The sequence below is a fragment of the Stenotrophomonas sp. GD03819 genome (assembly GCF_029841665.1).
GTDB classification, from domain to species: Bacteria; Pseudomonadota; Gammaproteobacteria; order Xanthomonadales; family Xanthomonadaceae; genus Stenotrophomonas; species Stenotrophomonas geniculata.
The window spans coordinates 1-14,703 of the sequence record NZ_JAOCEW010000035.1; the positions used below are offsets into that span (position 1 = coordinate 1).

Annotated in this window: 12 protein-coding genes; 6 read left to right on the forward strand and 6 right to left on the reverse strand. The window is 66.8% G+C overall.

The window, feature by feature from the left end; translation table 11 throughout:
* Nucleotides 1-42: 42 nt before the first annotated feature.
* The gene (gene hemC, locus N5D45_RS18100; protein WP_164194521.1) at nt 43-954 is read left to right on the forward strand and encodes a hydroxymethylbilane synthase; all 912 of its coding nucleotides are present in this window, start codon (nt 43-45) and stop codon (nt 952-954) included.
* A gap of 116 nt (nt 955-1,070) precedes the next feature.
* On the opposite strand, the gene N5D45_RS18105 is transcribed toward hemC, so the two are convergent.
* Together N5D45_RS18105 and N5D45_RS18110 are read right to left on the reverse strand one after the other, a co-directional pair.
* Nucleotides 1,071-1,847 (reverse strand): DUF481 domain-containing protein, encoded by a 777-nt coding sequence (locus N5D45_RS18105; protein WP_010481298.1) that lies wholly within the window; start codon nt 1,845-1,847, stop codon nt 1,071-1,073.
* A gap of 107 nt (nt 1,848-1,954) precedes the next feature.
* On the reverse strand, nt 1,955-2,557 hold the full coding sequence (locus N5D45_RS18110; protein ID WP_228354819.1) for a hypothetical protein: 603 nt from the start codon (nt 2,555-2,557) through the stop codon (nt 1,955-1,957).
* 81 nt (nt 2,558-2,638) lie between these two features.
* On the opposite strand from N5D45_RS18110, the gene N5D45_RS18115 reads away from it, so the two are divergent.
* Nucleotides 2,639-3,610: a YafY family protein gene (locus N5D45_RS18115; RefSeq protein ID WP_010481302.1), complete on the forward strand. Its 972-nt coding sequence runs from the start codon at nt 2,639-2,641 to the stop codon at nt 3,608-3,610.
* Nucleotides 3,611-3,636: 26 nt separating this feature from the next.
* Nucleotides 3,637-4,431 (forward strand): MetQ/NlpA family ABC transporter substrate-binding protein, encoded by a 795-nt coding sequence (locus tag N5D45_RS18120; protein ID WP_010481303.1) that lies wholly within the window; start codon nt 3,637-3,639, stop codon nt 4,429-4,431.
* Nucleotides 4,432-4,531: 100 nt separating this feature from the next.
* Here N5D45_RS18120 and glpK read toward each other — a convergent pair whose 3' ends face one another.
* From glpK to N5D45_RS18135, 3 genes are all read right to left on the reverse strand, one after another.
* A complete protein-coding gene (glpK, locus tag N5D45_RS18125) occupies nt 4,532-6,031 on the reverse strand; it encodes a glycerol kinase GlpK (protein ID WP_049411058.1) in 1,500 nt (499 codons plus the stop codon).
* A 106-nt stretch (nt 6,032-6,137) separates the two neighbouring features.
* Nucleotides 6,138-7,640 carry a glycerol-3-phosphate dehydrogenase gene (gene glpD / locus N5D45_RS18130; protein ID WP_228354818.1) on the reverse strand — a complete coding sequence of 501 codons (1,503 nt, stop codon included), beginning with the start codon at nt 7,638-7,640 and terminating at the stop codon, nt 6,138-6,140.
* A 245-nt stretch (nt 7,641-7,885) separates the two neighbouring features.
* Entirely contained in the window at nt 7,886-8,521 is a 636-nt protein-coding gene (locus tag N5D45_RS18135; protein ID WP_010481310.1) for an OmpW family outer membrane protein, read from the reverse strand.
* 186 nt (nt 8,522-8,707) lie between these two features.
* Between N5D45_RS18135 and N5D45_RS18140 the strand changes: the two genes are divergently transcribed.
* The 3 genes from N5D45_RS18140 (at nt 8,708) to lpdA (ending at nt 13,018) form a co-directional block, all read left to right on the forward strand.
* Nucleotides 8,708-9,223, forward strand: a complete 516-nt coding sequence (locus N5D45_RS18140; RefSeq protein ID WP_134959351.1) for a DNA-deoxyinosine glycosylase — start codon at nt 8,708-8,710, stop codon at nt 9,221-9,223.
* Nucleotides 9,224-9,390: 167 nt separating this feature from the next.
* Nucleotides 9,391-11,103 carry a dihydrolipoyllysine-residue acetyltransferase gene (aceF, locus tag N5D45_RS18145; RefSeq protein ID WP_279939415.1) on the forward strand — a complete coding sequence of 571 codons (1,713 nt, stop codon included), beginning with the start codon at nt 9,391-9,393 and terminating at the stop codon, nt 11,101-11,103.
* Nucleotides 11,104-11,209: 106 nt separating this feature from the next.
* A complete protein-coding gene (gene lpdA / locus N5D45_RS18150) occupies nt 11,210-13,018 on the forward strand; it encodes a dihydrolipoyl dehydrogenase (protein ID WP_279939417.1) in 1,809 nt (602 codons plus the stop codon).
* Between the two features lie 660 nt (nt 13,019-13,678).
* Here the strand turns inward: lpdA and N5D45_RS18155 are convergent.
* Nucleotides 13,679-14,497 (reverse strand): hypothetical protein, encoded by an 819-nt coding sequence (locus N5D45_RS18155; protein WP_010481314.1) that lies wholly within the window; start codon nt 14,495-14,497, stop codon nt 13,679-13,681.
* Between the last annotated feature and the right edge of the window lie 206 nt (nt 14,498-14,703).

The following is a 14,703-nucleotide window of genomic DNA, read 5'->3' on the forward strand; positions in this document are numbered from 1 at the left end:
CGCCGTTGGCCGTATCCCCGCCGGAGGCGCGATAATGACCGGATGGAAACCGTCCGCATCGCCACCCGCAAGAGCCCGCTCGCCCTCTGGCAGAGCGAACACGTCGCCGACCGCCTGCGCCAGGCCCACCCCGGCCTGCATGTGGAACTGGTGCCGATGAGCACCCGCGGCGACGAGGTGCTCGACCGTTCGCTGGCCGCGATTGGTGGCAAGGGCCTGTTCCTGAAGGAACTGGAGCTGGCCATGCTGCGTGGCGAGGCCGACTGCGCCGTGCATTCGCTGAAGGATGTGCCGATGGAACTGGACGCGCCGTTCGCGTTGCCGGCAATGCTGACCCGCCACGATCCCGCCGATGGCTTCGTCTCCAATCTGTACGCCTCGCTGGACGCGCTGCCGATCGGCGCGCGGGTCGGTACCTCGTCGCTGCGTCGTCAGGCCCAGCTGCGCGCGCTGCGCCCGGACCTGGAGCTGCTGGACCTGCGCGGCAACGTCAACACCCGCCTGGCCAAGCTCGACAACGGCGGCTACGACGCCATCGTGCTGGCCGTGGCCGGCCTGGAGCGTCTGGGCCTGGGCGGGCGCATCGTCGCGCGCCTGCAACCGCCGCAGTGGCTGCCGGCCCCGGCGCAGGGCGCGGTGGCAGTGGAGTGCGATGGCGGCGATGCGCGCCTGATGGCGTTGTTCGCCCCGCTTGATGACACGGCCACGCGTGCCTGCGTGGAAGCCGAGCGGGCGATGAACCGTGCGTTGCATGGCAGTTGCCATGTACCGGTTGCGGCCATCGCGCAGTGGCAGGGCGACGACCTGCACCTGCAGGGGCTGGTTGGCAGCGCCAGCGATGGCCGTGCGGTGCGTGCCGAGGCGGTGGGCCCGGCCAATGCCCCGGAAGCGCTGGGCCGGCGCGTGGCGAACATGCTGCTGGATGCCGGTGCCGGCGAACTGCTGAACGTCTAAACCATCGCAGGTAGTGCCGGCCGCTGGCCGGCAACCTCTTGCCCTGATTGAATGCGGTTGCCGGCCAGCGGCCGGCACTACCGAAAGAGAACGGGCGCCCTCGGCGCCCGTTCTGCTTATTTGAACTTGTAGACCACGTTCATCGTGGTCAGCGTATCGGTCTTGCGCTTGTCCTCGGCCACGTCACTGTTGTAACGCGCCTGCCAGCCGGCCTTCAGCGCCAGATGCTCGTTCATGCTCACCGAAACCCCGAAGTCGTTCTGGCCGAAGGTGTTGTAGGAACCCGATTCGACCAGCAGGGTGTTGACCAGGTCGGTGTTGTCGGTCAGTGAGTACTTCATGTCGAACAGGCCGCGGCCGATCATGCCGGTGCGGGTGCGGTCGTCCTCGGTGCTGTGGGTGCGGCGCACACCGGGGCCGATCTGTGCGTCGAACGAGAAACGCTCGGTGTTCCACAGGCGGGTGCCGTAACCCAGACCGAACGAGCTCTGGCGGTCGTAGGTGGCGAAGTCATCGCGCTCGGTACGCACCGTGGCCGTCAGCTGGCGGTGCTCGCCCAGCTGCAGCGCGCTGCCGGCACTGCCGGTGTAGCGGTTGGCGGTGGTGTTGTTGCGGCGGCTGGTGGAGCCGTCGTCGCGGGTCTCGATCACCTTGGAGCTGGAACGCAGGCCGGCCAGGTCCATGCTGTGCACCCAGTCGCCATCGGTGTAGCGCAGGCGCAGGCGGCCGTTGAAGCTCTCGGTGCTGCTGTTGCCGCGTGCCGAAGCGAAGCCGAGCTCGCCGCCACTGCCGCTCCACGGCGAGGACATCGCCGCCAGTTCGGAGGCATCCTGCGCATACGCAAGCGGTGCGCACAGCAGCAGGGGGATCAGCAGGGACACGCGCAGGGACATCGGGGCTTCTCCGAAGCGGTTGACAGCCGGTGATGATACTGGAAGCGTGATGGCGGTCCGAATCGATCCAAACGGTTTCTTCAGCAGACGTTGCCGCGATCGCCTATTCAGGGCAGATCGACGCGCAATGCCGGGTCGTTGAAGCGCGAATAGCGCAGGCGCAGCTGGAAGCTGCGGCCATTGCTGCTGCCGCTGCGGACGATCTGCCGCGGCAGGCCCTGCGCGTCCACCCAGTACTCCAGGCGTTCGCCGGGCTGCGCGCCACGCAGGCGGTAGTTACGCGTCTCGACCCCGTCCAGCGACTGGCTGCCCAGGTCTTCGGCCTGCAGATCGGCGGGCAGGGCATCGGCCGGCAGCGGGTTGCGCCATTGCTCGAGCAGGCCCGGTGGGGTCGGCACCTGCCGGATCGCGTCGTCGGCCTGCAGGAACATGGTGTCGCCGATGATCGTCTGCGGACCGGCCGGGGTCTGCACCCGGAAGCGGTCGGGGGCGACGAAGTCCATGGCGCTGCGCACCGGCTGCGGTGCACCCAGCACCTCCAGTTCGGCGTGGAAGCTGCGCAGGGCCGAGAAGCGCTGGCTGGCGCCCAGTACCGCCTGCGCCGGATCCGCCGCAGGCACGGGCGCGTCGGTGCTGGCCGGCGCGGGCGCGCGATCACAGGCGGCCAGCAGCAGGCAGGCCAGCAGGGACAGGGCAGGCAACCGGCGCATCGGGTGTTCCAGAGGGGTGGGGGCGACCACGATAGCCCAAACGTCCCACACAAGACCCGCGACTCGGACATAATCGGGGGTATGGACCGATACGAACGCATCACCGCCCTGCATCGTCTGCTCAAGTCCGCACGCTATCCGGTGACGGTGGCGACCCTGCAGGACAAGCTCGGTTGCTCCCGTGCCACCGTCTACCGCGATCTGGCCTTCCTGCGCGACGCGCTGATGGCACCGATCGAGGGCGACGGCGAGGCCGGCTTCCGTTACCAGGCCGACGAGAGCGACCGCTTCGAGCTGCCCGGCCTGTGGCTGAGCTCGGAGGAACTGCATGCCCTGCTGGCCTCGCAGCACCTGCTGGCGCGGACCGGCGGCGGCGTGCTGTCCTCGGTGCTGGCACCTCTGCAGCAGCGCATCGAGAGCCTGCTGGCAGCCCAGGCTGGTGTTTCCAGCTGGCCGGTGGACCGCGTGCGGGTAATTCCGCACCGTGGCCGCAAGTTCGATGAAGGCAGCTTCCGCAGCGTGGCTTCGGCGGTGCTGGAGCGCCGCCAGCTGGCGTTCGAGTACCGCGCCCGCTCCACCGACGAGCCGACCAAGCGCACCGTTTCGCCGCAGCGCCTGACCCACTACCGCGACAACTGGTACCTGGATGCCTGGGACCATGACCGCGAGGCGCTGCGCAGCTTTGCCGTGGATCGCATCCACAAGGCGCGGGTGATCGACAGCACCGCCCGCGACGTGGCCGACAGCGAACTGGACGAGCAGCTGGGGGCCAGCTACGGCATCTTCTCCGGCGCGCCGAAGGGCTGGGCGACCATCCTGTTCAGCGCCAAGGCCGCGCGCTGGGTGGCCGACGAGCACTGGCATTCCAAGCAGCAGGGCCGCTTCCTGGCCGACGGCCGCTATGAACTGAAGGTGCCGTACAGTGTCTCGCGCGAGCTGCTGATGGACGTGCTGCACTACGGCTCGGATGCCGAGATCGTCGAACCGGTGATGCTGCGCGAGCAGGCCAAGGCGCTGCTTGAGCTCGCCCTGAGCAACTACGACAACTCCTGACACTCCCCCCGAGAACCCTCCCGCCCATGAAGAAGACCCTGTTGCTGCCCCTGCTCGCCGCTGCGCTGGCCCTGACCGCCTGCGGCACGTCCGGCGAGCCCTCGCAGAAGCTGGTGGTGGCCGCCACGGCCGTGCCGCATGCCGAGATCCTTGAAGTGGTCAAGCCGATCCTCAAGCAGGAAGGCGTGGATCTGGACGTGCGCGTATTCAACGACTACGTGCAGCCCAACGACCAGCTGGTGCAGAAGCAGGTGGACGCCAACTACTTCCAGACCGAGCCTTACCTGGACGCCTACAACCGCGACCGCAAGACCGATCTGGTGAAGGTGATCGGCGTGCACATCGAGCCGTTCGGTGCGTACTCGCGCAAGATCAAGTCGCTGGCCGAGCTGCGCGAAGGCGCCGACGTGGTGATCCCGAACGACCCGAGCAACAACAGCCGTGCGCTGATCCTGCTGCACAAGGCCGGCGTGATCGAGCTGAAGGATCCGACCAACGCGCTGTCGACCCTGCGTGACATCACCGCCAATCCGAAGAACCTGAAGTTCCGCGAGCTGGACTCGGCGATGCTGCCGCGCGTGCTGGACCAGGTCGACCTGGCCCTGATCAACACCAACTACGCGCTGGACGCCGGCCTCAACCCGACCAAGGATGCACTGGCGATCGAAAGCAAGGACTCGCCGTACGTGAACTTCCTGGTCGCGCGCCCGGACAACAAGGACGACGCCCGCGTGCAGAAGCTGGCCAAGGCCCTGACCAGCCCGCAGGTGAAGGCCTTCATCGAGACCAAGTACAAGGGCGCGGTGCTGCCGGCGTTCTGATTGCCGGCGCCAATGTCCCTGTAGAGCCGAGCCCATGCTCGGCTCTGCTTTTTTGCGGCGCCCCACCAACGGCAGCCGAGCATGGCTCGGCTCTACAAAGTCAGTCGACGTGGAAGGCGAGGGTGGCGGCAACGGCCTGCTGCCATCCTGCATACAGTTTTTCACGCCGGGCCACGTCCATCTGTGGCTCGAAGCGCCGGTCCAGGCCCCATTGCGCGGCGATCTGTTCGCGGCTGGACCAGAAGCCCACTGCCAGACCGGCCAGGTAGGCCGCGCCCAGCGCGGTGGTCTCGGTCAACCGCGGCCGCAGCAGTGGCACGCCGAGGATGTCGGCCTGGAAGCCGGCCAGGAAGTCGTTGCCGATCGCGCCGCCATCGGCGCGCAGTTCGGTCAGCGCGATACCGGCATCGGACTGCATCGCATCGAGCACGTCGCGGGTCTGGTAGGCCATCGCTTCCAGCGCCGCGCGCACGAAGTGCGCCTTGCGGGTGCCACGGGTCAGGCCGAACATCGCACCGCGCACATCACTGCGCCAGTACGGCGCCCCCAGGCCGACGAAGGCGGGAACCAGATAGACGCCGCTGCTGTCGGGCACCTGCGCGGCCAGCGCCTGGCTGTCACTGGCGCGCTCGATCATCCGCAGGCCGTCGCGCAGCCACTGCACCACCGAGCCGGCGATGAAGATCGAACCTTCCAGCGCATATTCCACGCGGCCATCCAGGCCCCAGGCGATGGTGGTCAGCAGGCCGTTGCGCGAACGCACCGCCTGCGTGCCGGTGTGCATCAGCATGAAGCAGCCGGTGCCATAGGTGTTCTTGACCATGCCCGGCTGGAAGCAGGCCTGGCCGAACAACGCCGCCTGCTGGTCACCGGCGATGCCGGCGATCGGGATCGGGTGGTCGAAGAAGAACTGCGGCCGGGTGTGCGCATACACCGAACTGGAATCGCGCACCTGAGGCAGCATCGCGCGCGGGATGTCCAGCAGCGCCAGCAGGTCGTCATCCCAGTCCAGCGTGTGGATGTTGAACAGCAGGGTGCGCGCGGCATTGCTGTAATCGGTCACGTGCGCCTGGCCGCCACTGAGGTTCCACACCAGCCAGCTGTCGATGGTGCCGAACAGCAGCTCGCCGCGTTCGGCGCGCTGCTGCGCGCCCTCCACATGGTCAAGTATCCAACGCACCTTGGTGGCGGAGAAATAGGCGTCGATCAGTAGACCGGTACGCTCGCGGATCAGCGCTTCATGCCCGTCGGACTTCAGCCGCTCGCAGATGGCGTGGCTCTGCCGCGACTGCCAGACGATGGCATTGTGGATCGGCTGGCCGGTGGCACGGTCCCAGACCACGGTGGTTTCGCGCTGGTTGGTGATGCCCAGTGCGGCGATATGGCGCGGGTCGATCTGCCCGCGGCTGAGCAGTTCGGTCAGCGTGGCATAGACGCTCGTGAGGATCTCGCGCGGGTCATGCTCGACCCAGCCGGGCTGCGGGAAGATCTGCGCGAACTCGCGCTGCGCACTGCCGACGATGTCGCCGGCACGGTCGAACAGGATCGCGCGCGAACTGGTGGTGCCCTGGTCGATGGCCAGCACGTAGCGGGGCGTCATGCAGCGTCTCCGGTAGCGATGGGGAGATCCTAATGCATCGATCGCGTCGCGCGCGGACGCCCTGGTAGCTGCCAACCCTGGTTGGCACACGTGGCAACACGGGGGGTCAGAGCCCGTTCCGTGGGAAAGGGATCCGCCCCCCCATCCACGCCTGCAGCCGCGCCGCCTGCGCCGCATCCAGCCGCAACCCCAGCTTGCTCCGCCGCCACAGCACGTCCTCGGCATCCAGGGCCCATTCGTGCTCACGCAGGAAGGCGACTTCCCGCGCATGCAGGCCGCCGCCAAAGTCCTCGCCAAGATCGTTCACACCCTGCAGGCCATGCAGCAGCTCCGCGCTGCGGCTGCCGTAGGCGCCGGCCCAGCGGCGTGCGATTTCCTCGGGCAACCACGGTGCCAGCGCCTGCAGGCGGGAGCGCGCCTGTGCGGCGTCACCCCAGTCGCTGCCCGGCAGCGGGTCTCCACCTGCCGTCCAGGCCGGTCCCATCTGTGGCAGAGCTGGCCGCAGCAGGTTCAGCGCTTCTTCGGCCAGCACCCGGTAGGTGGTCAGCTTGCCGCCCAGCACATGCAGCGCCGGCGCCGGGTCGGACTGCAGCTGAAGGCGGTAGTCTCGGCTCAGCTTTGTCGCACGCGGGTCCGGGTCGGCCAGTAGTGGGCGCACACCGGCGAACTGCCAGACCACGTCTTGCGCAGTGATCGGCTCGCGCAGATAACGGTTGGCGGCCGCGCACAGGTAGCTCACCTCGGAGGGCAGTACGCCGCAGCGCGCCGGGTCACCGCGGTAGTCGGTGTCGGTGGTGCCGACCAGCAGATGATCGTGGGCGAACGGCAGCAGGAACACCACGCGGCCATCGGGCTGCTGCAGCAGGCAGGCACTGTCATCGGGCCAGGGACGGCGCAGCACGATGTGGCTGCCTTGTACCAGCCGCAGTGACGGGCCGCCGCTGCGTGCCTCCATCTGCTCCAGCAGGCCGCCGGCCCATGGACCGGCCGCATTGGCGACGGCGCGCGCGGTCACATGATGCTGTCCATCGGCGGATTCCAGCATGGCCTGCCAATGGCCCTGTACAGGGCGCAGCTCGATGCAGCGGCTGCGCACATGTACCTGCGCGCCACGTTGGGCAGCGTCCAGGGCGTTGAGCAGCACCAGGCGCGCGTCATCGACCTGCGCGTCGGCGTAGCTGAAGGCCTGCCGCAGGTCCGGAGAGAGCCAAGGGCCGAGCGGATCACGCTGAAGGTCCAGGACGTGCGAGGCGGGAAATGCCGGGCTGCGCCGGCCCAGGTGGTCGTACAGCCACAGTCCCATGCGCAGCATCCAGCGTGGGCGCAGGTGGGGTTCCCACGGCAGTACGAAGCGCAATGGATGGACCAGATGGGGCGCCTGCCGGCGTACCACCTCGCGTTCGCCCAGCGCCTTGCGCACCAGGCCCAGCTCGCCCTGTTCCAGGTAACGCAGGCCGCCGTGGACCAGTTTGCTGCTGGCACTGGAGGTATGCGCGGCCAGGTCGTGCTGTTCGCACAGCAGCACGCGCAGGCCGCGGCCGCTGGCATCACGGGCGATGCCGGCGCCGTTGATGCCGCCACCGATCACCAGCAGGTCGACGTCGTGCATCGTGCCTCCGCATCCTGTTTATGTAGAGCCGAGCCGCGCCACCATTTACCGTGGGCGCCATTGAACGTAACGCATCGCAATGCGCGCGGAGCCCGCCGCTCGACTCGGGATAGGGGCTTGGCTCGACTCTACATAAAAGCAGCCGAGCATGGGCTCGGCTCTACAGGTGGAACGCGGGTGACAGAAACGACGACGGGCCCCGAAGGGCCCGTCGCGTTACATCAGTGAAGCAGGTGCAGCCTGGATCAGAAGCGGGCGCCGATGCCGAAGCCGACGGTCCACGGATCCATCTTGGCTTCGCCGATCTTCTCGCCGCCCACCTTTACGTCCGGGCGCGAACGCATGTAGCGGGCGTCAGCACGGGCGAACCAGGTGGAGTTGATGTTCATGTCCACACCGACGGTGCCGATCACGCCCTTGGCATCCTTGAAGCGGATGTCGGTGTCAGCGCCGTTGCCCAGCTTCTCGTTGCTGAAGCTCGACTGGTAGTAGCCCACGCCCACGAACGGGCGGAACACGTTGTCAGCCTGGCCGAAGTGGTACTGGCCGCTCAGCGCGATCGGCTGCTGCTCGACCGAGCCCAGGCGGGCGTTGTCCGGGCCCTTGAACTTGTTGTCGAACTTGTCGGCAGCGCCCCACAGCTCAACGGCCCAGTTGTCGTTGATGTAGTAGCTGAAGCTGACGGTCGGCGCCGGGCCACCATCGGTCTTCTTCACGCCGGTGATCGGGTCGTTCTTCGGTTCCAGCAGCGAGATGCCGCCGACAACGGCAAAATGCTTGCCCGAAGCGGTGTCGGTGCTGCTGCTGTCCTGGGCGAAAGCGGCCGGCGCGAAGGCGGCGGAGGTCAGCAGGGCGAGACTCAGGATACGGATGGAGCGCATGGGGGTATCTCCTAATGTTTCTTGTTTTGGGCCCCCGGTTGTGGGGCGAGCACACCGTAGTCGCCCCAACATGAATCGAATCCGACGCACGTTAAAAAATAGTTTTCCTTGTTCAGCGACCGGAGCGAAAAGCCTGTTTTCATGGGCTTTTCGGCCTTCGGCGACATTCATGCAGTTGGAGAAGATGTGAGCGAAGCAACGGTGTGCGTCGGCCTGCAAGCGCAGGTGAACATGAAGTGCCGGGTGCTGCTGCTGGGTTCGATGCCCGGCGTTGCGTCATTGCAGGAGCAGCGCTACTACGCGCATCCGCGCAATCGCTTCTGGCCTGTGCTGGCCGATATCTGTGGCTTCGACGCGGGTCTGCCCTATGCGCAGCGACTGCAGGCACTACAGGCGGCAGGTATCGGCCTGTGGGATGTGATCGGCCAGTGCGAGCGGCGTGGCAGTCTGGATGCCGACATCGTGCGTGGCACGGAAGTGCCCAATGCGCTGCCGGCATTGATCGCTTCGCTTCCTGAGCTGGAGCTGATCGGCTGCAACGGTGCCGCTTCGCTGAAGGCATTCCAGCGTTGGGTGCTGCCCTGCCTGGAGACTCCGCCAAGGCTGCTGGCACTGCCGTCCACCAGCCCGGCCAACGCGGCCTGGTCGCTGCCGCGGCTGCGCCAGGCCTGGCAGCCGGTAGCCGACGCACTGGCGACATGAAGCGGACATCGTCCGGACAATACGCTACCGACTGGTCGCGGCCGCAACCCATGAGCAACAGCGTGTCCCGGCTGCGTGAGTACTGAAAACACCTGTAACGGTTGGCGCTGGCCCCCGCTGGCCGCACAATAGACGTTTCCCTACACCAGATTGCCGGAGTTATCCCCATGGCCGAAATCAAGGAAGCACTTGTCCCCGATATCGGTGACTACAGCGATATCCCGGTAATCGAGGTGCTTGTCGCCGTCGGCGACACGGTCAAGAAGGACCAGGGCCTGGTGACGCTGGAAAGTGACAAGGCGACCATGGAAGTGCCGTCGTCGGTGGCTGGCGTGGTCAAGGAACTGAAGGTCAAGGTCGGCGACAGCCTGTCCGAAGGCAAGGTCGTGGCGCTGATCGAAGTGGCCGAAGGCGAAGCCGCCAAGCCGGCCGCTGCTGCTCCGGCACCGGCCAAGGCCGCTGCCCCGGCTGCCGCTACCCAGAGCGCGCCGGCTCCGGCCGCTGCTGCCCCGGCTGCCCCGGCCGCCAGCGGTGGCGCGGTGGAGGCGCTGGTGCCGGATATCGGCGATTACTCCGGCATCCCGGTCATCGAAGTGCTGGTCGCCGTCGGCGACACGGTCAAGAAGGACCAGGGCCTGGTCACGCTGGAAAGCGACAAGGCCACCATGGAAGTGCCGTCGTCGGTGGCCGGTGTGGTCAAGGAGATCAAGGTCAAGGTTGGCGACAATCTGTCGCAGGGCAATGTGGTCGCCATCATCGAAGCCGAGGGCGCTGGCGCACCGGCGCCGACCAAGGCTGCCGCAGCCGCCGCTCCGGCTGCCGCCGAGACCGCCACCAAGGTCGAGCCGGTCGCTGTGCCGGCGCAGCCGGACAAGCTGGCGGCCCGCGAGATCGCCTCGGCCGGTACCCCGTCCAGCCCGCCGGTGCAGTTCAACGCCGATGGCGTGCTGCCGGCCAAGGTGCCGTATGCCACCCCGGCGGTGCGTGTGTTCGCCCGCGAACTGGGCGTGGACCTGCTGCAGATCAACGGCACTGAGAAGGGTGGCCGCATCACCAAGGGTGACGTGCAGAAGTTCGTCAAGGCCGCACTCAGCGGTGGCGTGCCGGCTGCCGGCGGTGCTGCTGTCGCTGCCGGTGGTGGCCTGAACCTGCTGCCGTGGCCGAAGGTCGACTTCAGCAAGTTCGGCGAGACCGAAGTCCAGCCGCTGTCGCGCATCAAGAAGATCTCGGGTGCGAACCTGGCCCGCAACTGGGCCATGATCCCGCACGTCACACAGTTCGAGCAGGCTGACATCACCGATCTGGAAGGCCTGCGCGTGGCGCTGAACAAGGAAAACGAGAAGGCCGGCATCAAGCTGACCATGCTCGCCTTCCTGATCAAGGCCAGCGCCGCGGCGCTGAAGAAGTTCCCGGAGTTCAACGCCTCGCTCGATGCCAGCGGTGAAAACCTGACCCTGAAGAAGTACTTCCACATCGGCTTTGCCGCCGATACGCCGAACGGCCTGGTCGTGCCGGTCATCCGCGACGTGGACAAGAAGGGCGTGGTGCAGATCGCGCAGGAAACCGGCGAACTGGCCAAGAAGGCGCGCGACGGCAAGCTGGGCCCGGCCGACATGAGCGGCGGCTGCTTCTCGATCAGCTCGCTGGGTGGCATCGGTGGCACCGCGTTCACCCCGATCGTCAATGCACCGGAAGTGGCCATCCTGGGCGTGTCCAAGTCGTCCATCCAGCCGGTCTGGAACGGCAAGGAGTTCGCACCGAAGCTGATGCTGCCGCTGTCGCTGAGCTACGACCACCGCGTCATCGACGGCGCTCTGGCCGCACGCTTCACCACGTACCTGTCGCAGGTACTGGCCGACATGCGCCGCGTGCTGCTGTAAGGCACCGCTTCGCCCCCACCGTGCGGCCGCAGCCCCTGGCGCGGCCGCGTGAACAGATGCAGTGACAGCCCGCCGGCCATGCCGGGCGGGCACGAGGAAAACCACCATGGCCACGATTGAAGTCAAGGTTCCCGACATCGGCGATTACAGCGATGTGCCGGTGATCGAAGTATTGGTCGCCGTTGGCGACACGGTGAAGAAGGATCAGGGTCTGGTGACCCTGGAATCGGACAAGGCCACTCTGGAAGTGCCGTCCTCGGCTGCTGGCGTGGTCAAGGAAATCAAGGTCAAGCTGGGCGACACCCTGTCCGAGGGTGCCGTGGTCGTGGTGCTGGACGCTGAAGGCGCCGCCGAAGCCCCGGCCAAGGCCGCTGCGCCGGCTCCGGCAGCAGCTGCTCCGGCCAGCAAGCCGCCGGTGACCCCGTCGCACCGCGCCCCGGCCGAACCGGCCGCACCGAAGCCGGCGTTGTCCAGTGGCAAGCCGGCCGACATCGAATGCGAGATGGTTGTGCTGGGCTCCGGTCCGGGCGGCTACACGGCGGCGTTCCGCGCCGCAGACGTCGGCCTGGATACGGTGCTGGTCGAGCGCTACGCCAGCCTCGGCGGCGTCTGCCTCAATGTTGGCTGCATTCCGTCCAAGGCACTGCTGCATGCTGCTGCGGTGATCGACGAGGTCGCCCACGCCGGTGATTTCGGCGTCGAGTTCGGCAAGCCGACCATCACCCTGGACAAGCTGCGCCAGTACAAGGAAAAGGTCGTCAACCAGCTGACCAAGGGCCTGGCCGGCATGGCCAAGCAGCGCAAGGTCCGCAACGTGCAGGGCGTCGGCAAGTTCGTTTCCGCCAACGAACTGGAAATCACCGCAGCTGACGGCAGCACCCAGCTGCTGCGCTTCCAGAAGTGCATCATCGCCGCCGGTTCGCAGGCAGTGAAGCTGCCGAACTTCCCGTGGGACGACAAGCGCGTGATGGATTCCACCGACGCGCTGGAGCTGGCCGAAGTGCCGGGCTCGCTGCTGGTCGTCGGCGGCGGCATCATCGGCCTGGAAATGGCCACCGTGTACGGTGCGCTGGGCAGCAAGGTCACCGTGGTCGAGTTCATGGACCAGCTGATGCCGGGCGCCGACAAGGATCTGGTCAAGCCGCTGGCCGACCGCCTGAAGAAGCAGGGCATCGAAGTGCACCTGAAGACCAAGGCCTCGGGCGTCACCGCCGATGCCAAGGGCATCACCGTGACCTTCGAAGCTGCCGAGGAAGGCCAGGCGCCTGCGCTGGCGCAGGGCACCTTCGACCGCGTGCTGGTGGCCGTGGGCCGCTCGCCGAACGGCAGGAAGATCGATGCCGAGAAGGCCGGCGTGCAGGTCACCGAGCGTGGCTTCATCCCGGTGGATCGCCAGATGCGCACCAACGTGCCGCACATCTTTGCCATCGGCGACATCGTCGGCAACCCGATGCTGGCCCACAAGGCCACGCACGAAGGCAAGCTGGCCGCCGAAGTGGCTGCCGGCCACAAGAAGGAGTGGGTGGCCCGCGTGATTCCGTCGGTGGCCTACACCAATCCGGAAATCGCCTGGGTCGGCGTGACCGAGACCGAAGCCAAGGCCAAGGGCCTGAAGGTGGGCGTGGCCAAGTTCCCGTGGGCCGCCAGTGGCCGCGCGATCGGCATCGGCCGTACCGAGGGCTTCACCAAGCTGATCTTCGACGAAGAGACCCACCGCATCATCGGTGGTGCGATCGTTGGCGTGCATGCCGGTGACCTGCTGGCCGAGATCGGCCTGGCCATCGAGATGGGTGCGGAAGCCGAAGATATCGGCCACACCATCCACGCGCACCCGACGCTGAGCGAGTCGGTGGCGATGGCCTCGGAAATCTACGACGGCACGATCACCGATCTGTACATGCCGAAGAAGAAGTAAGGCGTCAGCGCCGCTCCACACGAAAAGCCCCGGTTTCTGCCGGGGTTTTTTGTTGGCTGCAGGAATATCTTCGGCTGTTGTCATCGCGAGGGTCCGGGCCACTGCGCGGGTGGCAGGCATTTCGACAAATGTCCCCCGTCGCCCGCCTGCGGCGGTCGCCTCCTCCTTTACTTTGTCCAAACGCCTGCCACCCGCGCAGCGGCTCGGCTTGCGGATAGTCGAGAGCCAAGCCTGGCCCGCCTGGATGCCTGACACGCGGGGGAAGAGGGGCTTGTGTGCGAAGTAAAGGAGGAGGTGACGGCCGTAGGCCGGCGCCGGGGGACATTCGCACGCAAGCCCCTCTTCCCTCAGCGCTCGACCAGCCTGCGTCTACGGGAACTGCCACCCACGCAGCGGCTCGGCTTGCGGACAGTCGAGAGCCACTGCCTGGGCCGCCTGGATGCCTGATACGCGGAGGGAGAGGGGGCTGGGTGCGAAGTAAAGGAGGAGGTGACGGCCGCAGGCCGGCGCCGGGGGACATTCGCACCCAGCCCCCTCTCCCTCAAGCGCTCCACCCAGCTGCTCTTGCTCCTGCACGCAGGGAAAAACAGCACAAAAAAGCGCGGCCCCGATGTTCCGGAGGCCGCGCCAGGAGAGAGAGCGTGTGGAAGGAGCGGGGGATCAGAACACGAAGCTGACGCCGGCCACCGGGCCCTTGAATTCCTGCTTCAGGCCGATGGTGCCGTCGCTGCCCTTCTTGTCCGCGTCCAGCTTGAACCAGTCATAACCGGCGAACACGCCGAAGTTCTTCGTGAAGCGGTAATCGACGATGGCGTTGGCGCGGCTCAGGTCGCCCTTGTAGTCATCAAAGCTGCCCCAGCGCGTGTTGAGGTACTGGCCCTGCAGCGTGATCATCCACTTCTCGGACGGGGTGAAACTCAGCCGCGCACCGACCACCGGCGCCACGCCGTCGGTCTTCTCGTTGAGGAACTGGCCTTCGTAGACGGTGCCCAGATCGGCGTAGGCCTTGGTGCTCACCTTGGCGTACTCGGCACCCAGCTGCAGGCCGAGGTCGAAGGTGTCGGTGTCCACCACCGAGTAGTCATAGACCAGGCTGGCGACCTGGTACTTCAGCTCGCCCTTGACGAAACTGCCCGACGGCACGTTGACGTCACCGAAGGAAATGTCCTGGCCGAGAGTCTCGCGGCGGTCCTTGTCGTACTTGAAGTAGTTGAACAGCAGGCGCTGGCGGTTGCTGATGCGGAACATGCCGTCGATGCGCGGCTCCCACTCCTTGCCACCCAGCTTGAAGTCCTCGGAGAAACCGATGTCCTGGCCGGCCACGTTGGTCTTGCCGCGGAGGGTATTGTCCGAGTCGATGTTCATCGCACCCAGGCGCAGGGCGAAGCGGTCGTCGCCTTCAGCGGCGTGGGCGGCAGTGGCGAACGAGGCGCCGGCGGCGAGCAGGGAGAGGGCGAGCAGGGTGGGTACAGGGCGCATCGAAGAGTCCTTGCAGTGGTTCATCAGAATGAAGACCACTGTGCCGGACAGGCCCGTCCACCATCCGTGAACGTATGGTCCACGGCGTGTGCACGGTTCAGCGCTGTCGCGACGATGCAAAAAGATGGCCCCGGAGCCGGGCTTCGGGGCCATCGTGGGACCTGCGGGGCGGAGCGTCGACGAGGTTGCTGCAGGCAGGTCGAAAG

Bases quoted from the DNA above. Each gene is read 5' to 3' on its own strand.
- hemC (WP_164194521.1), top strand. From the start codon at position 43: ATGGAAACCGTCCGCATCGCCACCCGCAAGAGCCCGCTCGCCCTCTGG.
- N5D45_RS18105 (WP_010481298.1), bottom strand. From the start codon at position 1,847: ATGTCCCTGCGCGTGTCCCTGCTGATCCCCCTGCTGCTGTGCGCACCG.
- N5D45_RS18110 (WP_228354819.1), bottom strand. From the start codon at position 2,557: ATGCGCCGGTTGCCTGCCCTGTCCCTGCTGGCCTGCCTGCTGCTGGCC.
- N5D45_RS18115 (WP_010481302.1), top strand. From the start codon at position 2,639: ATGGACCGATACGAACGCATCACCGCCCTGCATCGTCTGCTCAAGTCC.
- N5D45_RS18120 (WP_010481303.1), top strand. From the start codon at position 3,637: ATGAAGAAGACCCTGTTGCTGCCCCTGCTCGCCGCTGCGCTGGCCCTG.
- glpK (WP_049411058.1), bottom strand. From the start codon at position 6,031: ATGACGCCCCGCTACGTGCTGGCCATCGACCAGGGCACCACCAGTTCG.
- glpD (WP_228354818.1), bottom strand. From the start codon at position 7,640: ATGCACGACGTCGACCTGCTGGTGATCGGTGGCGGCATCAACGGCGCC.
- N5D45_RS18135 (WP_010481310.1), bottom strand. From the start codon at position 8,521: ATGCGCTCCATCCGTATCCTGAGTCTCGCCCTGCTGACCTCCGCCGCC.
- aceF (WP_279939415.1), top strand. From the start codon at position 9,391: ATGGCCGAAATCAAGGAAGCACTTGTCCCCGATATCGGTGACTACAGC.
- lpdA (WP_279939417.1), top strand. From the start codon at position 11,210: ATGGCCACGATTGAAGTCAAGGTTCCCGACATCGGCGATTACAGCGAT.
- N5D45_RS18155 (WP_010481314.1), bottom strand. From the start codon at position 14,497: ATGCGCCCTGTACCCACCCTGCTCGCCCTCTCCCTGCTCGCCGCCGGC.